The sequence below is a fragment of the Granulicella mallensis genome (genome assembly GCF_014203225.1).
Lineage (GTDB): Bacteria > Acidobacteriota > Terriglobia > Terriglobales > Acidobacteriaceae > Granulicella > Granulicella mallensis_A.
The window spans coordinates 44,140-63,176 of record NZ_JACHIO010000028.1 but is presented as its reverse complement, the minus strand read 5'-3'; the positions used below and the strand labels follow the sequence as shown (position 1 = coordinate 63,176).

The 19,037-nt window shown below is 55.9% G+C and carries 16 protein-coding genes; 4 read left to right on the top strand and 12 right to left on the bottom strand.

The features are described from left to right. Positions 1–61: 61 nt before the first annotated feature. The 6 genes from HDF15_RS23380 to HDF15_RS23355 all read right to left on the bottom strand — a co-directional run bounded on the left by HDF15_RS23380 (position 62) and on the right by HDF15_RS23355 (position 5,738). Complete coding sequence (locus HDF15_RS23380; RefSeq protein WP_184260169.1) at positions 62–325, bottom strand: anti-sigma factor; 264 nt, start codon at positions 323–325, stop codon at positions 62–64. Continuing rightward, entirely contained in the window at positions 316–942 is a 627-nt protein-coding gene (locus tag HDF15_RS23375; RefSeq protein ID WP_184260166.1) for a sigma-70 family RNA polymerase sigma factor, read from the bottom strand. Before HDF15_RS23375 ends, HDF15_RS23380 begins: the two co-directional genes overlap by 10 nt. Beyond that, positions 939–1,427, bottom strand: coding sequence for a DoxX family protein (locus HDF15_RS23370; RefSeq protein ID WP_184260164.1), 489 nt, complete (start codon positions 1,425–1,427; stop codon positions 939–941). Before HDF15_RS23370 ends, HDF15_RS23375 begins: the two co-directional genes overlap by 4 nt. Positions 1,428–1,614: 187 nt before the next feature. Further along, complete coding sequence (locus tag HDF15_RS23365) at positions 1,615–3,678, bottom strand: beta-galactosidase (RefSeq protein WP_184260161.1); 2,064 nt, start codon at positions 3,676–3,678, stop codon at positions 1,615–1,617. Positions 3,679–3,746: 68 nt separating this feature from the next. Continuing rightward, on the bottom strand, positions 3,747–3,974 hold the full coding sequence (locus HDF15_RS23360) for a hypothetical protein (protein ID WP_184260160.1): 228 nt from the start codon (positions 3,972–3,974) through the stop codon (positions 3,747–3,749). A gap of 39 nt (positions 3,975–4,013) precedes the next feature. Beyond that, positions 4,014–5,738 carry a sodium:solute symporter family protein gene (locus tag HDF15_RS23355; RefSeq protein WP_184260158.1) on the bottom strand — a complete coding sequence of 575 codons (1,725 nt, stop codon included), beginning with the start codon at positions 5,736–5,738 and terminating at the stop codon, positions 4,014–4,016. A 320-nt stretch (positions 5,739–6,058) separates the two neighbouring features. On the opposite strand from HDF15_RS23355, the gene HDF15_RS23350 reads away from it, so the two are divergent. Together HDF15_RS23350 and HDF15_RS23345 are read left to right on the top strand one after the other, a co-directional pair. Beyond that, positions 6,059–6,811 carry a DUF4239 domain-containing protein gene (locus tag HDF15_RS23350; protein WP_184260156.1) on the top strand — a complete coding sequence of 251 codons (753 nt, stop codon included), beginning with the start codon at positions 6,059–6,061 and terminating at the stop codon, positions 6,809–6,811. 181 nt (positions 6,812–6,992) lie between these two features. Continuing rightward, positions 6,993–7,517, top strand: a complete 525-nt coding sequence (locus tag HDF15_RS23345) for a hypothetical protein (protein WP_184260154.1) — start codon at positions 6,993–6,995, stop codon at positions 7,515–7,517. A gap of 143 nt (positions 7,518–7,660) precedes the next feature. On the opposite strand, the gene HDF15_RS23340 is transcribed toward HDF15_RS23345, so the two are convergent. The 5 genes from HDF15_RS23340 to HDF15_RS23320 form a co-directional block, all read right to left on the bottom strand. Continuing rightward, a complete protein-coding gene (locus HDF15_RS23340) occupies positions 7,661–8,143 on the bottom strand; it encodes a protein-disulfide reductase DsbD domain-containing protein (protein WP_184260152.1) in 483 nt (160 codons plus the stop codon). Positions 8,144–8,145: 2 nt separating this feature from the next. Beyond that, positions 8,146–10,059, bottom strand: a complete 1,914-nt coding sequence (locus tag HDF15_RS23335) for a hypothetical protein (protein WP_184260150.1) — start codon at positions 10,057–10,059, stop codon at positions 8,146–8,148. 325 nt (positions 10,060–10,384) lie between these two features. Continuing rightward, entirely contained in the window at positions 10,385–10,900 is a 516-nt protein-coding gene (locus tag HDF15_RS23330) for a cytochrome P460 family protein (RefSeq protein WP_184260148.1), read from the bottom strand. A 162-nt stretch (positions 10,901–11,062) separates the two neighbouring features. Further along, complete coding sequence (locus HDF15_RS23325) at positions 11,063–11,548, bottom strand: MauE/DoxX family redox-associated membrane protein (RefSeq protein WP_184260147.1); 486 nt, start codon at positions 11,546–11,548, stop codon at positions 11,063–11,065. Positions 11,549–11,601: 53 nt separating this feature from the next. Further along, positions 11,602–12,033 carry a cupin domain-containing protein gene (locus HDF15_RS23320; protein ID WP_184260145.1) on the bottom strand — a complete coding sequence of 144 codons (432 nt, stop codon included), beginning with the start codon at positions 12,031–12,033 and terminating at the stop codon, positions 11,602–11,604. 165 nt (positions 12,034–12,198) lie between these two features. On the opposite strand from HDF15_RS23320, the gene HDF15_RS23315 reads away from it, so the two are divergent. Further along, positions 12,199–12,585 (top strand): hypothetical protein, encoded by a 387-nt coding sequence (locus HDF15_RS23315; protein ID WP_184260143.1) that lies wholly within the window; start codon positions 12,199–12,201, stop codon positions 12,583–12,585. A gap of 980 nt (positions 12,586–13,565) precedes the next feature. Next, positions 13,566–17,171 carry a TonB-dependent receptor gene (locus tag HDF15_RS23310; protein WP_260331298.1) on the top strand — a complete coding sequence of 1,202 codons (3,606 nt, stop codon included), beginning with the start codon at positions 13,566–13,568 and terminating at the stop codon, positions 17,169–17,171. Between the two features lie 325 nt (positions 17,172–17,496). Here the strand turns inward: HDF15_RS23310 and HDF15_RS23305 are convergent, their stop codons facing one another. Then, complete coding sequence (locus tag HDF15_RS23305; protein WP_184260139.1) at positions 17,497–19,026, bottom strand: lipopolysaccharide biosynthesis protein; 1,530 nt, start codon at positions 19,024–19,026, stop codon at positions 17,497–17,499. Positions 19,027–19,037 lie beyond the last annotated feature (11 nt).

The window sequence follows — 19,037 nt, the reverse complement described above, 5'->3', positions numbered from 1 at the left end:
GCACCGTATCTGGACACGGTGCGTGGTTCAATTTGATACCTCTCAGGCTATCCCTCGCGGCTCATCCACCATCAGGTTTCTTGGGCACGATACTCTGCATCTCCGCCTCAAGCCGGGCATGGAGACGTTCGCTATAGCCGAGCGGCAGTTCAAAGACACGCTCGTCCGCGGTGAGGATCAGGATGTTCCGCGTCGAGTCGAGGATCGCCGAACAGAGTTCGCAATGCTCCAGATGCTTCTGTACCACCGCCAGAACCTCGGGATCCAGTGTTCCATCCAGGTAGCCGGAGATGTGATCCCAGACATGTTTGCACTCTATGACCATGGGAGCCACCTCCTCTTCTTTGGATTGATCTGCTTCAACTGCGGTGCAAGCTTTTTCTGCAACATGAGCCGAGCGCGATGCAGCCGCACCTTTACCGCTGCCACCGTAATGCCGAGAGCCTTTGCCGACTCGTCGATACTCAACTCTTCGACATCCCGCAGCAGAAAGATCTCGCGATAGATGGGTGGCAGGCCGGCAATGGCCTGCTGCAACAACCCCCGAACCTCTTGCCGTTCCACCGCCTCGGAGGGAATCTCCCGCCAGTCTCGCAGCAGCGCGGGCGAGATATGACCCTGCTCATCCTGTGGCTCATCGAGCGACTCCATCTTGACCGTATTCTTGCGGCGAAGACGGCTGCGTGCCTCATTCAGCGTGATACTGATCAGCCAGGTGCTGAACTTCGCCTCGGCACGAAAGCTCGCGAGGCTGCGGAAAGCCTTTAGAAAGGCCTCCTGCGCGGTATCTTCCGCATCCGCTTCATTCTGGAGCAGCGACAAAGCCATGACATACACGCTTCGCTCATACGGGCGAATGAGTTCATGGAACACCTGCGAATTGCCTGCAAGGATGGACGCAATCATCTGCGCTTCATCCCTGCCTGCGAGTACGTCAGTCATTCTTTCTCGATCCCGGGGTTCTCCAGCCAGACGCGATAACGCTTCGCCAGCAGCGCATCCACAGAGAACAGTCCTGCACCGAATATTAGAACGAGAAGGGATGCAAACAGAATCGTATAGGGCGACGCGGCGCTAAATTTGTCCGGATCGGAAAAGAACGAGACAAAAGCGTCATGGTCCGCAGTCCAGTAGGCGACCAGCATATTGCAGGTCATGAGGAATGCCGTCAGCCTCGATCCAAGCCCCAGAATCAAAAGAATTCCACCGAAGAACTCGAGGCACCCGATGAAATGCGCACTGGCACTGGGAAATGGAATGTTCAGATTGGCGAAGATATCCGCGAACCTGGCGAGATTGTGCAACTTCCCCCACCCGGTCATCACCAGTTGCCATCCCCAATAGAGCCGCACAGCCAACAAAAATGGAGATTGCAGATAGGACAACATCCCCGAAATACGCACGTACAACTTAAGCAAATTTTTCATGAGGCTCCGTTCTCTCTAAAGTGGCAGCAGAAACGCCAGAAAGCGTGCAAGACAGCCGATAACACGGAGCATCGAGATTGCGATGCGGTGAATCAGTGTCTGTGCAACGTTAGAGCGGCAGAAAGCGTATTGGTTACAACCCATCGAGTGGTTTGTTCAAAAAACCGCCATTTCAGCAATATTTACCTCATCGAGTCGCTTCCAGCACCGCGATCCCGTATTGCGACAGCGTCACGGTCGAGACCGTCCCTCCTGCCAGAACGTCCTTCATCGCACTGGGTAATGTTACGGTCTTTGCCTCTGCTCCATAGTTTGTCAGAATGTATACGCGCTTTCCGTCTCCAGAGCGAATTGAAAGCTCCACATCCTCCGGCAGGTCGGTCATGATCGCCGCGACGCCGCTCTCCTCGATCATCCACTTGGCGGCAGTCTTCATCGTTGCCTCATCCAGCGCGGCTCCAATGTAAGTGATGCTGCCCTTCCCTACTTTGCGGGTGACTGCAGCTGGCTGTCCGTCCAGCCAGCCATTGCTCTTGCCGTACCGCATCAGCACCTGGGTCTCGGGGGATTTCACGCCGATCTGCTCGGCCCAGATTGCATCTTCTCCGCTGCCCCAGTTGCCCTCGATGGGAACCGGCTTCTGCAGGGCATAGAACTGCTCTACCCGCGCCCCCAGCAGTTCCGTAAGAGGACCAGGCTGTCGCTGGGTGTAGAGACTGTTGTCCTCATCCTTCAGGCCGCTGCGCTGGCCCAGTACCAGATGCCCGCCACCGCGCACATAAGCTTCCAGGTTCTGTACGGCTTCCGGAGTCAGCACGTTCAGCGCTGGAGCCACGACTAACTTGTAGCCGCTAAGCGGAGCCGTATCCGACACGACGTCGATGCTGCGAACCAGCCTGCGCAGCGGACGATAGAAGCTGACCAGTGCCGCCGTAGGATCAAACTGCTGATTATGCCGCTGCCAGTTGATCGCCCACCGGCTGTTGTAATCATGCAGAATCGCCACCTGCGACTCAACCGTCGTTCCGGCCAGCACCGGCGCGGCCTTTGCGAAGTCGTCTCCGAGCTGCTTCACCTCGTCATACAACGGCACCGGGGTTCCGTCCGGCCCCACAAGCGTACCGTGGTACTGCTCCTGCCCATTGAGCGCGCTGCGCCACTGCCAGTACTCCACGGCCTGGGCGCCATGGCCGATATCGTTCCAGGCCATCGCACGTACTTCCCCCTTGTTCAGCGCGTTGTTAAGGGGAGACCAGTTGACGAATCCCGGCTGCGTCTCCATCACCCAGAAGTTCTTCCGGAGAAAGCCTCGGGTCAAATCGTGAATCGCGCCGTTCGATGCCGGATCGAGCTGCCCTTGTCCGACGTAGTCATCCCACGAGGCGAAGTCCAGGTCCTGCGCCACCGTATAGGAGTCATACCCATCGAACCAGCCCATCATGTTCGTGGTGATCTTCTGCCGGGGCTCGGCATGTGCACGAATTACCTCGACCTGATTCTTCTGATAGCTCCGCCAGGTATCGGAGACAAACTCTTTCCAGTTCAGCAGCAGCCCCGGATTGCCATACTTCTCCTCGATCGGGATCTGGCCCCAATCCTGATAGGTCTCGCTCCAATAGGAGGTCGTCCACCGCGCGTTCAGATTGTCCAGGGTCTTGTACTTGGCATGCAGCCATTCGTCGAACTGCTTCTGCGTGCTCTGGCCGTAGCTCTCGTCGGCGTATTCGTTGTCGATCTGCCAGGCAATTACGTTGGGATCGTGACCGAAGCGCGCGGCCATCTTTTCGGCGATCTCCCGCGCCAGCTCGCGGTACTTCGGATCGCTCCAGTCAAACTGCTGGCGATTGCCGTGTCCATCCTTGCGGCCATCCACCATGGTGCGAAGCGTCTCAGGATACTTCTCCGTCAACCACGCCGGCGGAGCCGCCGAGGGCGTCCCCAGCACGACGGCGATGTGGTGTCTCTCCGCGGCACGCACCGCATGTTCGAGCCAGTCAAGCTTGTACTCGCCCTCCTTCGGCTCCATCGTGCTCCACGCAAACTCGCCCACGCGAACGAAGTTGATGTGGGCCGCCTCCATCAGGGCCAGATCAGCATCCCAGCGTGACTCCGGCCACTGCTCGGGATACCAGGCTGCGCCCAGCAGTAAGGGAGACTCGCGTGGCCCGGTAGCGAGCGGCGTCTGTCCAAAAGCTGAGAGCCCAGGGGTGAGAACGCTGAGAGCGAAGGCAAGAAGAGTGTTGAGCTTCATAGAGATTGATCCCTTTGTATAGGTAGTTCACATCTGCAAGCTGCCGTAAAACGAAAAACGATTCGGTCTTAGCCCTTGCCGGGCCGAAACCGAATCGTGTAGAAAGCGCCAAAGATTGACATCAGAAGTCCCCACCAAAAGGTGGGATGAAGCTGATTGAGCACCGTTGGCGCCTCATGGTGCGTAAACCAGGCCCATGCGCCATAGGGCGTCAACACCAGCCCATAGAGCAGTGCCAGCCCTCCTACAAAGAACCAGATTGAAAGAGCCTCGCCCCGTCCTGTTCCCTCTGCCATAAGAAGTACCTCCTCGCGCGCGTTGCGCGGTCCTGTCCGTTAGAAGAAAACGATGTTCAAAATAAAGAAGACGATGATGACTACAACCGCCCAGAAGATCGGCTTCTGCCACAACGTAGTGGCTCCGTCGTCCGGAATCGGTGTTGCGCCATAGACGAGCCCGGCAAGCTGTGCCTCAGGAGTCGGCTTCGTTACGTAGCTCACGACCACGGTTACGGCTACGCAGATGATCCAACTCCAAAGAGCACGATAGAGATTCTCCGCCATCGGCCTCGCATCCGCCGAGAGAGCGATGCGGCTCAACGCCGCCGCTCCGCCGTACGTCGTATAGAGCCACATGCCGATCGAACTGACGGTTCCAGCCAGCAGGCCCCAGAAACCGCCCGCCTTGGTCGCACGCTTCCACAGCATGCCCAGTACGACCGTACCGAACAGCGGAGCGATAAAAAAGCTGAAGAGCGCCTGCACGTAGTCCATGATCGAGGCCGCATGCGCCACCAGGTAGGCCGTGCCAATGGAGACCAGCATGCCGATCACGGTCGACCAGCGGCCCATCGCGACATAGTGCTTGTCGCTTGCCTTTTTGTTGATGAACGCACCGTAGAGGTCATAGGTCCACACCGTGGAGAACGCGCTCACGTTGCCGGCCATACCGCTCATGAAGCCCGCCACCAATGCCGTAATGCCGAGCCCCAGCAACCCCGGACCGCAGTAGCGAATCAGCATCAACGGCAGCACTTCGTTATAGCTGTACGGATGCTGCGCGTTCACGGCGTTCTCGCCAACCAGGTGAAGGATCGAACCATCGGGATTTTTCAAGACGGCCAGAGCCAGCAAGCCTGGCACGATCACGATGAACGGGACCGCCATCTTGAACGCCGCACCGATGATCGGGGCCATCTTGGCGGCTCGCAGATTGTTGGCACTCAACACACGCTGGACGACCAGGAAGTCGGTGGTCCAGTATCCAAAGCTCACCACAAAGCCCAGGCCAAAGACGATGCCCGTCCAGTGCACACCCATCGGGTTATCGCGGAAGTGGCCCAGCGTGGTCCACATGTGCGTGTAGTCGGTTGAGCCGACATTGTGAGCGATCTGCGCCTTGAGATTGCTCCAGCCTCCGGCTTCCACCAGGCCGAGGATCGGGATCAGCGCCGCACCGGCCCAGATCAGCACAAACTGCAGAACCTCATTGATGATGGCGGAGCGCAGGCCGCCCAGCATCACATACACGGCCACCGTGATTGCGCCGACCCAGATGGAGAAGCTGATATTCCAGCCCAGGATGACGTTCATCACCAGTGCCATCGCATACATGTTGACGCCCGACATCAGGATCGTCATCAAGGCGAAGCTCACCGCGCTCACACAGCGTGCGCCTTCACCGAAACGCAGTTGCAGGTATCCCGGCACCGAATGCGTCTTCGAGATGTAGTAGAACGGCATCATCACGATGCCCAGGAACAGCATCGCCGGAATCGCGCCGATCCAGTACCAGTGCGTCGCCAGCATGCCGTACTGGTACGCCGCGCCCGCCCATCCCATCAACTCCAGTGACCCCAGGTTGGCCGATACAAAGCTCAACCCGGCAACCCACGCCGACATCTCGCGCCCCGCGAGAAAGAACTCTTCACTGGTATTCGTAGACCCCTTCACATAGAAACCAATGAAGATCACGACTGCGAAATAAAGAACAAGAATCAGAATGTCGATCGGAGCAAGGTGGGTAAGTTGAGTGGAAAAGATAAGCGTAAGAGCGGTCATTAGGTCTCGTAGAAAGAGGGTTGAAGATAGCTCGGTGACAATCAATTACCCGGTGAGAAGGTCCATCACCGGATAGAACATAGGCAATACGGCAGAGCTGTTCCCAGGTTGCGATGCTCTCCTGGCCTGTAGGCTTTCTGTTTCGGATACATCCGTAACCGCATCTGCTCGATGCTTGGAAAGATACCAGCGCCAAGCTACAGAAAGATACCCCAACCGATAACAGGGCCATCTCCAGGTGTCGATTTGGAGCTAATGAGCCAGATCGAAACCACGTAACGGGCATTTGCTATGATCGTCTCGCTTCTCCCGCGAAAAACATGCTGACCATCTCCCGCTTCCACGTCCCCGGACTCTTCCTCGCCATGCTGCTCTGCATCGAGCTCGGCCGGCGGTTGCGCCATCGTGCCATTGCAGCCCATACCGACGTTCCCGGCGCGGCCGCGATGCAGTCTGCCGTCTTCGCGCTCTTCGGTCTTCTGCTCGCCTTCACCTTCTCCGGGGCCATGGGACGCTACGACACCCATCGCCAGCTCATCGTCCAGGAGGCCAACACCATCAACACCGCCTACCTCCGGCTCGACCTGCTCCCCGCTGATGCTCAGCCCGCCCTTCGTCAGACCTTCCGCGACTACACCCTGCTCCGCGAGCAGACGCTGCTCGGTCACACCGGGGCCATTGACGCCGCCAACCAGACCGGCAGTCTTCAAAAGAAGATCTGGAAAGACTCCTTCGCAGCCGCAACCCGTCCCGGAGCGAACTCTGACGCGAACAAGCTGTTGATCCCTGCCATCGGCAGCATGATGGACATCACCGCGACCCGCAAGAACACCTTCAGCATGCATCCTCCACCGATCATCCTGATCCTGCTCTTTTCGCTGGCCTGCGCCTCCGCGCTATTGGCGGGCTTCGGCATGACCGGCACCAGGCCAAGCTGGTTGCACAGTATCGTCTTCGCCGCAGTCATCTCGCTGACCGTCTACACCACGCTGGACATCGAAGATCCCATATCGGGTCTTGTCACCCTCTCCGGGAATCAAGCCTTCAATGATCTTCTCCAAACCATGCACTAGAGCAACTTCCCTGTTACTGGGAAGTTGAATCGGGCGTGCAGCACCGTTTTTCTGGGGAAAAACGGCCATAAATGTCACGGCTCCGCTATACACCTACAGGAAGCTTGCTCTAGCTGGTTTCGACCATGCTTCAATCGCTATATTCGCAAGGAATTATGATGGAGAACCTGGAGCCTGCGAATTGTTACTTCTGAGCATGTGGAACTATTCTTTTTTCGCCGTGCATTACTGGGCATCGTTCTGGACAGTGGTATGTCTCGGATTCGTTCAGATTCTGGTTGCCTTTTCGAACAGTCATCTCACGATCGAATCTCTCCCTATGCACATCACCCATACGAGGCGTAACAGATACCGTGCTATTTATGCCGCGCTCATGCTTGGAATTCTTTGCTTTACGCTGCTACTTGCCAGGCTGAACGACTCGAATCAGTATCAGACGCAATTAGCCCTGATTCAGGAGCGCGCCAAGCAAGAGGCACTCCAAGGCAAACTCGATCAAACATTGAATGCGATCAAAGTATCGGAAGCCGAGCTGGACGAGATTCGTAACACAGTGTCGGATCATCCGCCCGATCCAACAAGGACATCCATGCTCCACTCTTTAGATAGGGTTGAGCACAATCTAGCGACTCAGGAGGCATCCATGGAAGGGAAAAAAGTATCCACGGCGCTTCCTTCAGCCGGAGCGTCTTCGGTTCAACCTTAGCCCGCGAACGGATCAACACCCCGGAGGCGCTTCCCTATTCATCCCACTGCAGCTAAACCCTTGCATGGTTCAGCCGCGGGAACGACTAGGCTCGAACCCGCAGCCTTTGCTGTGACAAAAATGCTCGGAGTTACGGGCTGTGACTACTGACCGATGTGGACCGGCACCTCGATAGTTGAGGTGCGCGGTGGAAGACACATGTTGTTGTTGCAGGATTGGTAACGCACGAGGACGTGCAGTGGTTTGGCCGACGGGGACGCAGCGGCCTGGAGGTGGAGCGTGAACTCGGCCGTGGCGAGATAGACGGGAGTGTCGAGGTTGAAGGAGTTGTCATGCACGGTTTGGGGCTTGCTGGCGCTGACGTGGAGCAGGTCGGCCGGGTCTCCTTCCGCAAGGCCTACCTGCGTGGCGATAGGGCCGCCGTCGGGTTCTTCCATGGCGTAGAGGTGCCAGCCTGGTTCGACGGTGCCGGTGACGGCAACCGTAAACTTGCTGCCAGGCTTGACGCTGGAATGCGGGGCGGACTTGACGGTCCACGCAACGGGGTTGTGGGCCTGCGCCACAGCAGCGGGAGTCGCGGCAGCACAGGCGATGAGCAGAGTGAAATAGTTGAGGGCGTTACGCATGGTCAGTTCGACTCCTTATAGGCTGTTTCGCTTGTATTTGTAGATTGTCCGTTGATGGCGGCGATGGCGGACTGGAGGACGCGATTCGTGGTTGTGTCCTGCACCCAGGCGACAACGTAAAGGTGTTGCGGGTTCATCGTCGTGGGCATAGAGCGCCATTGCAGAGGGCCGAATTTGTCATTGGACTGCGCGTAGCCGACGAGATAGTCGTGTAACTTGGCGGAGATGGCTGCCATGTTGAAGGATGCATCAGCGGTGGTGGTCTTGTTGAAGTCGAGCGGAAAGCCGGTGTCTGCAGGCTTGGCGAGCGAGCGCACGACCATGCGGTGGAAGCGGATTCCATTTTCGCCGCTGTAGCGAATGTCGTCTTCAACCAGAGCGAAATTGACGACGAGGTGTGGAACCGGCGGCAGAGGAGGCGCGGCGGCCACGGCGGGTGCGGCTGCGGCTGCGGCTGCGGGCTTTTGCTTTTTGTCTTCTTTCTTCGCGGCGTCGGACTCTTTCTTTGCTTCTTCCGGCTTCTTGGGCGGCTCGGTCGGTTTGGGTTCAGTGATGAGCTTCGTGGTTTCTTCCTGCATGCCGGTGGTAACGTCTGCATGCACCTGGATCTCACCTGCCATGGAAAAGCTGGCCGTAAGAGTGAGCTTGACATTGGAGGGCGCGGCAATCTCGGTCGCGGTCATTGTCTGCAGCTTGGCGTAGACTTCTTTGCTGTGGTCACGATAACTGCCATAGATGGACAACGGGGTGCCGTCGAGGACGAAGCCGGGAGTATGGATGGCGTGAAAGAGTTCTGCGCGCGCGACAGAGTCCGGGTTGGTAAGCGGATCAGGCCGTGGGACGTGCTCATCGAAGGTGAGAGCAATCAGATCAGTGCGGGGATATTGCGCCAGGAGCGCATCGACGGCGAGGTCTCCACCGATGCAAGGCGGGCAGCCGGAGCCCGTGAAGAGCTCAAGCAGAGCGACGTGACCGGAATGGATAGGTGCGACTTTCTCCGGCGTAAAGGGTGCTGGAAAGACCTCGTTATAACGGGCATCCAGTGCTGTGTCGAGGCCGGAGTCGCTGCCGTTGTTTGCGTCGCGATACAGCTGGACGAGCGTGGCATGGTACTTCTTTGCGAGATCGCTGAAGAGCTCTGAGATGTCGTTGGCGACGGCGGCGCGCTCGAAGTAGGTGAGCGCGTCTGAGTTGTCGTGATTAGCGAGTGCATATTCAGCGCGGATGGCGTTTGTAGCGACGTCTGCAGGTTGAATAGCGTAAGCCTTGTCGAGCAGAGGCTTGGCTTCCGCGAACTTGTGCTCATGGATGTAGACGTCGGCAAGTGCGAGGTAGATATTGGCAGTTGATTCGACGTAAACCTGATGGAGTTTATCCGGCTGAGGGAGCGCGACCTTGAACTGCTTATAGAGTTCGGTTTGCCCGCTGTCCCACGTTGCTTCGTCGAGGTGATGTTCGGCGTGTGTGGCGAGTTTTTCCGCTTCAGGCAGAAGAATGCCATTGGGGCCCGCTTCGGCATATCTTTCAGCGATCTCAGCTTCGCTCTCAAGACGCTCAAAGCCCTTGTCGGAAGAGCGGATTTCGTCTTTTTCGGCGCGTTTCAGATCGTCGGTATGGTCGGGCAGGTAATCGATCAGCGTATTGAGGCGCAAGGACCTTGCGCGGCCTATCTGATGGCTCTTGGGATAGGTTTTGATGAAGGAATCGAGAGCAGTGACCCGCTGGACCGGATCGGCGGTGGCTGCAGCCGCTGCATAGGCCCGTTCATCGGCAGCCTTACGCATGGCGGGGGCGGCCTGAGCCGCAGCTGCCAGCGAGGTGAGCACAAACAAGCCAGAAAAGACGACAGCGGATGCAGTACGGGCTGCGAAAGAAGATTGGAAAAATTTCCCAGGGACTCCTGTAGCGAGAATCATGACGTTTCCTCTGACTATTTGGATTCTTTAGTTGAATATAGGATATATCTGAGGATATGGACGTACAGGAGGTACCGAAGGGTATCGACAATACAAACTTTCTTCAGTCCATGCCCCTGATGAAGAACCCGATGAAGAAACAGAACGCCAGACAGGCCTTCACACAGCGCAAATGATGGCTGCTGGACCTGACCCCGGAAGGGCGCGACACCTACAAATACCTAGAGCTCGAGTGCACACAAAATAGCGCGATACCGCCTTCCGCAGATCGTTCAGGACAAGGTCATTAGCCTGTCCGTCCCGCAACGAAGATAAAGCCATGCCTTCAGTGCGCGTAATGGGTAAAGACAAAGTCATTAGCTTTGGCAGGCTCGTGGCAAGAAAAGCAGCCTTTGAGCGCCGCCTCGTCAGCAGGTTTGCCGCCTTTGAATTGGGCGAATCCCCAGCCGCCGGTCGCGGCATATTTTTTGGAGTCCTTGACCATCAACTGGACATTCGTGGGAGCCCCGGCAACGAAAGACTGTTCGCGGCCAAACGCTTTGTTGTTTTCCTCAGACGGAACGTAGCTCCAGGCCAATCGGGCGATGATTGTGCCATCAGGAAACGGAAGCGTTTCTTTCCGATACGTCTCGATCGCTGCATCGTTGCCCAGAACGGCGCGGAGATCATTGAGGCTGCCTGCCTCGTGGGCCACGGAAATCAATCTCCAGTCGCGGTATCCGGGAGGAAGCTTGATTCCGAGGGATGCCTCTCCATCCGCACGTCCGGAGGCACAGGCCGTTAAGGCAGCGATGCCGGCCACTGCTACCACTGCAACCAGCGTAAAAGCTATCCGTTTCATAAAGCACCTCTTCTAAATCCTTGAAGACTACCCTCGGCTCTTCGTCAGAGCTTAAGATGAAACCCAAAAGGTCTCGATGACTTCATCTTTTTATCTCAATGTTGGGCTGTGCGTTCGCAGAAGCGATCATGCCTAGCTTCTTTTCTTTCGCCGAATTTGCGATCACCGCTCGGCGAGCCGATGAGCGCTTCGACGAACCAGAAACTCATCCACGCTGAAGGCGAAGCCTTCACAACTCGCGAGAAGCAAGCTCCCTCCTATCCCTGTGAATACGGCGTAATTCAAGGGCGCCTTGATCCCCAGGGAAAGTGTCATCGCCACCCCGAATATCGATAAAAGCACTCCGCTTAACAGCGCGGCGGTGCGTGTACGCCAGCCAATAACAAGGAGAAGACCGAGGAGAATTTCAGCACCAGTAGCGACAATCCCCAGCAACGGAATCATTCCTGCTGGCAGATACCAATTGAGGGTATGGGTATATTCCAGGAACCGCGAGAAATTCCCCCAGTCGACATTGGGTTGCCCAAACGCTCCCCACAAACCGAATCGATCGGCCACCGCCGACAAGAAGCCAACACCAAGCCCCATTCTTAGCAACAGGCTTGAGTAGTTTGCGAATTTCGAATCCTTCAGCGTAATCGTGCTCATATATCTCCTTATTGATCGAGCTTTTGCGAATAGAACCGCCGGCACTTATTGATCTACTTCACTGGAATCACGAGTGGAGAGCCTTTTTTGTTAATCAGGAGCACAAGAAATTTTGCCGGCTTTGTACTACTTGCATTCCGGCTAACCACATGAATATCGTTGGGATCTTCGTAAAAGATCTGGCCTGGCCCTAGCGTGAGTTCTTTTTGCCCTCTCACCTGCATCACCACGGAGCCCTCCAGCACGTAAACCGACACCTGCGCATTGTGGCGATGGATAGGGCTCGCAAAGCCCGGAGGAAAATCTACGGTATACATCAGAACCTGCTCACCAGGATGTCCTGCCAGGTCCTTCGTTATAAGCGGTGTGATCGTCTCCTGCGCCATCAGCGTGCTGGTTGGCACCAGGATGCTGGAGATGAGAACCGCCAGCACCCATATCAATCTTGAGTTTGTCCTACGTTGTGCTGCCAATCTTGTTTGCATCGGTCTATCTCCCTGCAACAACACTAGGCTTCATGTGGACCATAGCAAAGGTCCATAATGCGAAGGTGGACTAGTCCACCTGACAGAGTGCTTAAGAAAATCATCTGGGTCGAATTCTCGTCATCGAGGGGCATCACGAAAGACCTGCGGTTCGTCTAACTCCCTATGTCCACCCAAACAGTCACACGCGCGATTGAATCCGACTTTGAGCCAAAGCTCATCTACGTGAAGCTGGCAGATATCTCTCTCATTCCTCTGTGGGCGCCTGTCTTCGCAGACAAAGTTGAGCGTGCGCATGAAACCACCTTCCACGTCACAAAAGGCGGCGATGCGTTTGATATGGAACTTTTTGCGAATGAGTCCACATTGACCGTCGATTACTTGCGTGAAATGGCCAATGGAAAACGGGGTGGTGCCTACATCCGCGTTATGCCCAAACCGCTTGGCGGCAGTGTCGTCGTGATGACCGTGCCTGTTGGACCCAACACCACTTCCGCTCAGGTTGCGACCGTGCTGGAACAGGAACTCGAAGCGCTCATCAAACTGCTATAGACCAGGCGCGAGGCCAGCAATAAAGTCACAGAGATAGTGATCGAAGGGGCGAGACCAACGGGATCTTGAACTCGTAGAACCCTGGTATGAGCCATGTCTGTTGCGTGCTCTACAACGTAGCGCCAATAGGCTTGACCGTGAATACGCATTCGAACTGCGGACGTGACAGCGCCGCTGGATGGTCATTCAAATCCCCTGTCATCGCCCTAACCTCCACCCAACGAATGATGTTCCCCCGATCGTCTGATTGCTAGAGGTCAAAACCGGGGTTCCGAGCAGCCGTACGTTTCTCATGAGAACCTCCTCTGTGTCGCGACTGCCCGTTATTGCTGGAAGACTTTCCCTGGCCTGTCCCGACATTTCGATCTCTCTGTTTTGGCAGGCCTGCCCCATGCCTGATTCGCGCCTATTCTGAGTTCCCTTCGATGAAAACTCTGCTGAATCTGGATCGAACGGTCCGGGAGGGATCGCGGGCATATCGTTCCCATAGCAGCATCGCAAATTACATCTTGACAGAGATTGGCATGCGCGCTCACCTTCCAACCTTCACAAGGGAAACATTTCTTTTATCCATGAAATTCAATACCAAACAAGAAGTGCCTATAGAAATTCCAAATCAATGGGCTCAACCTCGTCGAATAAATACAAATACAAATCATGGCGCATCGCAAATTACATCTTGACAGAGATTGGTACACGCGTTTACCTTCCAATCTCGCAAGGAAAACATCTATTTTATTGATGAAATTTAATGCCAAACAAGAAGTGCCTATAGAAATTCCAAATCAAAATGCAGTCACGGCCGCGAAGCAAACCATATTCTGATCAGCAACCCCAACATCTCCGCCAAGAGAGGTAACAGTCTGGCTGCGAGCTACGTGAACTCGTATCCCGTCTTTTGCGCGGGTAATAAGTCTCCTGAGTGTGCCCGGAATCGAGAGGATCTATTGATGCTTCAACCTATTTTGAGCAGAACTGCGATGAACACCTTTGGTAATGCCGGCATTTCCACCAAACGCACTGCAGTCACGAATCTGCTTCGTCTCATCTGCATCGTTTTTCTTCTCTTGTCCGGCGCCACATCGTTTGCCCAGGAGTTTACAGGCCGTGTCACGGATTCATCCGGCGCAGCCATAGCAAAGGCAAAGATCAGCGTAACGAATCAGGACACGAAAGTGGTCGTTAACACAGTAACGACTCACAGTGGAGACTACACCGTGCCCTACCTGCGCCCAGGTCTGTACAGCGTTTCGGCGGAGGCGCAAGGATTTAGCCAGGAGGTACACACCGAGATCACCCTACAGGTGGGGCAGACCGCGACTATCAATTTTGCGCTGGTGGTGGGTTCCGTAACCGAAACGGTAACGGTGCGGACGGATGAAGCTCTGCTGGCGGGCAGTGGCGATGTCGGAGAGGTTGTCGAGAGTACCCGGGTGTCGGAGCTTCCTCTCAACGGCAGCAACCCAATGGCACTTCTCGGTCTCAGTGCCGGCGCGACCCTGGGAGCCGCTCCGCATGCCATGCGGCCTTTCGATGACGTCCAGGCCACACTGTCGATCAACGGTGGTGGCCAGGGTAACAACGAGATTCTCCTGGACGGCGTATCCAACGAAGCCGCTCGGGGAGATGCCTACCAAGCTACAAACGGGCAGATCGGATATATTGCACCTGCCTCGGCCGTTGCCGAATTCAAGATCATCACCAATCCTTACAACGCTATGTATGGCCGCGCCTCCGGCGGCGCCGTCGATATGACGCTGAAAACCGGAACCAACCAGTTGCATGGAAGCGTGTATGAATATGCCCGCAGAACTTTCCTCGATGCAAACACCTGGCAGAACGACTACTACCACAATCCCACGCCGCCCCAAACGCGAAACCAGTATGGCGCTGAACTGGATGGCCCTGTCGTACTCCCGAAGCTCTACAACGGCCGCGATAAGACGTTTTTTACGCTTGCGTTCGAAAACTGGTCAAGTACCGATCCGGGGACGATGACCACCAGCGTGCCCGAACCTCAATGGCTTACCGGCGACTTTAGCAATCTGACCTACTATGACCCAAACACCCAGTCTTATAAGCCGGAGATCATCTACGATCCGCTGACACTGCACGCCAATGCGTCGGGTGTTCTGGTTCGCGATCCGTTTCCCGGAAACATCATCCCGGCATCGCGTCTCGACCCTGTTGCGCTGAAGATCCTTTCGTACTACCCCAAGCCCAATACTGCGCCGACGGCAGGCTTGAATCCATGGAATAACAACTATGAAACCCCCGTGCCGCTGGTGGATACCTATAGGAACTTTCTGGCCAAGATCGATCAAAACATCTCCGGGAAAGATCGTGTGAGCCTGCGCTACGGATTTTGGGAGCGGTTTGAAACGCAATCGCAAAACGGCCTTTATGGCGCTCCGGCCGAAGGTGAATTTCCTCACGCTGAGCGCGTCAATACGTTGTACGCGGATTGGGTCCACACCTTCGCTCCGAACCTGCTGTTCGACTTCAAAGCGTCGGGTATCGTTCGCGTCAACATCGAAAACACAGGTCCAGCAGGTTTCGACATTACATCGCTCGGGTTCCCTGCGACTCTTGCTTCCGGGCTCGGAGGCTATGCGAACTACTTTCCTTCTATCCAATTTGGCGACAATTTCACTTCGTTGGGTAGCTCGGGCGGGCAAAAGGCCATCGGTAATTCCCTGGCCATGCTGCCAAGTGTGACGTGGATCAAAGGGAAGCACGCAATCCATGCCGGACTGGATTGGCGGATTCTCCAGAACAGCACACGCAGCGTACAGGGTGGCATGTCTCTCAGCACCGGTCGCACCTGGACACAGCAAAGCTACACCACGGGCGACCCGGCCAGTGGCAACTCGGTCGCCTCGTTTCTGTTGGGCACAGCGGACGGTGGGAGTATCAGCCTAAATCCAAACACGTTCGAATCTCAGCACTACTATGCGCCGTTCGTTCAGGACGACTGGAAGGTCACGTCGCGGCTCACACTGAACCTTGGAATCAGGTATGACCTGAACGCGCCGCCGATCGAACGTCATAACCGGGCGGACTATATCTTCGACACGAACGTGGTCAATCCGGTCAACTCTCAGGTGAATCCGGGCTTGCTGCCGAATGGGGGCCCCCTGAAGGGTGGATTGACCTTTCTGGGGGTCGACGGAAATCCTCGCGCCTTCTATGCCCTTGTGAAAAACGATGTCCAGCCCAGATTTGGTTTCACGTACCGGCTCGATGAACGCACGACCTTAGAGGGCGGCTTTGGGATCATGTACCGGAACGTGGCTCCTGGTCCGAACCAATATGGTTTTTCAGCCAGTACTTCCTACATCTCATCGTTCGATGGTGGGAAAACACCGACAGGGCCGAATCTTTCGAATCCATATCCGACGATCATTCAGCCGACCGGGGCTTCGCTGGGATATCTCACCGCCCTCGGTCAGGGGCCATATTTCATCAACCCGCATTACAAAACACCTCAGTATCAGTCGTTTTCCATTGGTGTCCAACACCGATTCCTGAAGAGCGACATGTTCCAGCTCAACTACGTCGGGAGCAGGACCTATCACAACGATAGCAATGACAATATCAACCGCATCCCGACGGCGGCCTTTGAGAACTGCAACATTTTGTACGGTGGGAACCCCGCCAATTGCAACAGCGGCCCCGGTAGTTATGTAACGAACCCTTTCTATAACATTGCACCATTTCAGGGAACAGGCTATTACTCCTCTCCAACCATCCAGGCCATCCAACTCACTCGCCCCTTCCCTGCGTTTACGGACATTCAGGAGTATCAACTGAATAACGGCAGGTCCTGGTACAACGCCATGCAGGTGACGGCCATGCATCAGTGGGACAAGTTCCTGACCGTGCACGCTACGTACACCTGGTCGAAGACCATGGACTCGGGTGGCTACGCCGATCAGACCTATCGCATTCCCGCTCGCAGCATTGACGGGAACGACTATACGCACGGGATTACACTTTCAGGCGTCTGGCTCCTGCCTGTTGGCCGTGGCAAGTATTTCGGGGGCAACATGAATCGCATACTGGATGAAGCGATCGGCGGCTGGGAGCTTGCGGCGCTTTATAAATATCAGTCGGGCTTCCCGTGGCAATTGAACGGAAGCACCATGTATCTGTCCGATGCCTGGGTTCCGAGACACTCCGACCCGACCATTCCAAATTCCATTCGCGGAGTGAAGCCCTGTGCTGCTCAATACGTCGAGCAGAACGATGGTTCCTACTTGTTGACGCCGATCCAGGCCAATTGCGGTGGGCACTACAACTTCATCGTGAATCCTCAGTACGGCGCAACGCAAAACATTATCTACTCCGGCATTCGGAACCCCGGGACTTCGGACTTGGACGTAAACCTTTCCAAAAATTTTGCAATCTATGACCGAGTCCGTCTTCAGCTTCGCCTGGAGGTCTTCAACGCGCCAAACCATCCGGTTTTTACCGGGGGTTACGACAACAATCCAACAGACCCGGGCTTCGGAACGATTAACAAGACTAACGGGCAGACCAATGATCCAAGACAGGTTCAGTTGGGAGCGAAGCTTCTTTGGTAAGGCTTGAATTTTGTCTCGGTGTTTAGCCCAACGAGAATGCGGGATCACTCCAACGTACGACTGACGTTCGCTTCCGCAACGTCAGTCGTACGTCTATGCGGGTGTCCTGCATTGCTCTGTCATGTGCACGCCACTGTTCGGAACCACGGGCAGCGATATCACCGATTGCACAAAGAGAGTCGTAGACGGAGTCAGATTATTAGGTATTGCAAGGATTCAGGAGAGCCGGAAAAGGAATGACAACATTTAGAAGGCTTCAATGAATTCATCTGCAATCTGTCTGTATAGAGATGTACCGGTGACCGTCGTCGTGTGCTGATTTGATTTAAGACATCGTAGTGGAACCACTTTTTCGTGTACCTCGCATGGCCGTAAGCGCGTTCTGCAGATCGCTCCTGCCGAGGAGCGCGAGCAGGCCGAGAGCCGGAACCAGAGCAGTAATCAGCAAAGCCCCCTGCCCTTTTGGCGCCCACCCCATCTGCGTCAGCCAGAGTGCTCCGCCGGCGATAGCAAGCCCGGCCATCATCTCCGGCAGACGATAAGGCAGCGAGAAGAGGCGTTGGGCCAATAGAAACGCGCCTGCGGCCTCGACTGCATAGGCAATGGTCGTTGCCCAGGCTGCTCCGTAAATTCCCCATCGCGGAATCATGGCGAAGTTCAGGGCCACGTTCACAGAGAATGCCAACAGGCTGACGATGAAAACAGAGGATGTGCGTTTTGCCTGCAGGATCGAAAGATCGAAGAGAGAAAACAAAGCATGGAACAAATAGCCCATGACGACCAGAGGCACAATACGTGCTGCGGCTTGATAGCGATGGTCAAGAAAAACGTTGATGAACAGGGGCGAGAGCAGTATTCCTGCACAGGCAACGGCAGCGAGAAAGACCGCCAGACCGGAGCAGATGCGACCCAGCATCTGGCGGTTCTTTTCCCGGTCTGCCGCCAGATCGAAGAACATGGGAAGCCACGCCTGCGAGAGCGACTGTGTCACAAGATACATGACCATTCCAAAGGTGTAGGCAAGAGAATAGACGCCCACGTCACTCAAGCTTCGGTAATGCTCAAGGATGAAGCGGTCGGCGACGACCAGGCCGCTGGCCATCACAAGGTGAGGAATGAGGGGCAGGCTGAAGGACAGGGACTCCCGAATAAACTTCCATTGGAAGCGTGCCGTTAGAAACGGCCACATGCTCCACGCCGCGATGATGAATGTAATCACACCTGCGGCCAGCTTCCCCTGCATCATTCCGATAGCGCCGCCACGGCGGATCACCACTCCATACATGCAACAGCCTGCGGTGAGCAGGGCGAGGAGGAGCGCTAGAAGCGCGTACGCGCGCGGACGCCGTGCAGCCTGATATTCAGCCAGACGATATTGCACCCCCTGGATCGCTGTTGCCGTGGCAATGGCCATGGCGACGTACGGATAGAACGGCACGGAGGAATGCGTCGCCCAGCGGGCCTGAAGGGCTCCTCCCAGGATGAGCGCCAGCCCCAGGAAGACGATCATCCAGGCGAGCCCGAAGCGGAGGATGCTGCCTAAATAACTGCGCAACTCCTCAGCATCGCTGTTGTGTTGGAAGTACAAACGCTGGAGCGCGCTATCCAGTGATAAGCCCGCGAAGATCACCAGGAACGAAGCGATGATTTCGGCGAGATAAATGATGCCGTAGTCGGAAGGGTGCAGGAAATGCGCATAGACGATGACCAGAAGGAAGTTGAGCGCACGGATGCCGATGTTCGCACCGCCGTAAATGGAGAAAGACCTGGCCAAACGCAGCAAGGTGCCATGAGTGGGCTGGGCTTCTACTTCTGCTTCAACTGGCGTTATGTCTTGGGGCGAAAGATCGGGCATTCATGAACCCT

What these genes read in the sequence shown, in the direction of transcription:
- HDF15_RS23380 (WP_184260169.1), bottom strand. Translation starts at nt 325, where the DNA reads ATGGTCATAGAGTGCAAACATGTCTGGGATCACATCTCCGGCTACCTG.
- HDF15_RS23375 (WP_184260166.1), bottom strand. Translation starts at nt 942, where the DNA reads ATGACTGACGTACTCGCAGGCAGGGATGAAGCGCAGATGATTGCGTCC.
- HDF15_RS23370 (WP_184260164.1), bottom strand. Translation starts at nt 1,427, where the DNA reads ATGAAAAATTTGCTTAAGTTGTACGTGCGTATTTCGGGGATGTTGTCC.
- HDF15_RS23365 (WP_184260161.1), bottom strand. Translation starts at nt 3,678, where the DNA reads ATGAAGCTCAACACTCTTCTTGCCTTCGCTCTCAGCGTTCTCACCCCT.
- HDF15_RS23360 (WP_184260160.1), bottom strand. Translation starts at nt 3,974, where the DNA reads ATGGCAGAGGGAACAGGACGGGGCGAGGCTCTTTCAATCTGGTTCTTT.
- HDF15_RS23355 (WP_184260158.1), bottom strand. Translation starts at nt 5,738, where the DNA reads ATGACCGCTCTTACGCTTATCTTTTCCACTCAACTTACCCACCTTGCT.
- HDF15_RS23350 (WP_184260156.1), top strand. Translation starts at nt 6,059, where the DNA reads ATGCTGACCATCTCCCGCTTCCACGTCCCCGGACTCTTCCTCGCCATG.
- HDF15_RS23340 (WP_184260152.1), bottom strand. Translation starts at nt 8,143, where the DNA reads ATGCGTAACGCCCTCAACTATTTCACTCTGCTCATCGCCTGTGCTGCC.
- HDF15_RS23335 (WP_184260150.1), bottom strand. Translation starts at nt 10,059, where the DNA reads ATGATTCTCGCTACAGGAGTCCCTGGGAAATTTTTCCAATCTTCTTTC.
- HDF15_RS23330 (WP_184260148.1), bottom strand. Translation starts at nt 10,900, where the DNA reads ATGAAACGGATAGCTTTTACGCTGGTTGCAGTGGTAGCAGTGGCCGGC.
- HDF15_RS23325 (WP_184260147.1), bottom strand. Translation starts at nt 11,548, where the DNA reads ATGAGCACGATTACGCTGAAGGATTCGAAATTCGCAAACTACTCAAGC.
- HDF15_RS23320 (WP_184260145.1), bottom strand. Translation starts at nt 12,033, where the DNA reads ATGCAAACAAGATTGGCAGCACAACGTAGGACAAACTCAAGATTGATA.
- HDF15_RS23315 (WP_184260143.1), top strand. Translation starts at nt 12,199, where the DNA reads ATGTCCACCCAAACAGTCACACGCGCGATTGAATCCGACTTTGAGCCA.
- HDF15_RS23310 (WP_260331298.1), top strand. Translation starts at nt 13,566, where the DNA reads ATGAACACCTTTGGTAATGCCGGCATTTCCACCAAACGCACTGCAGTC.
- HDF15_RS23305 (WP_184260139.1), bottom strand. Translation starts at nt 19,026, where the DNA reads ATGCCCGATCTTTCGCCCCAAGACATAACGCCAGTTGAAGCAGAAGTA.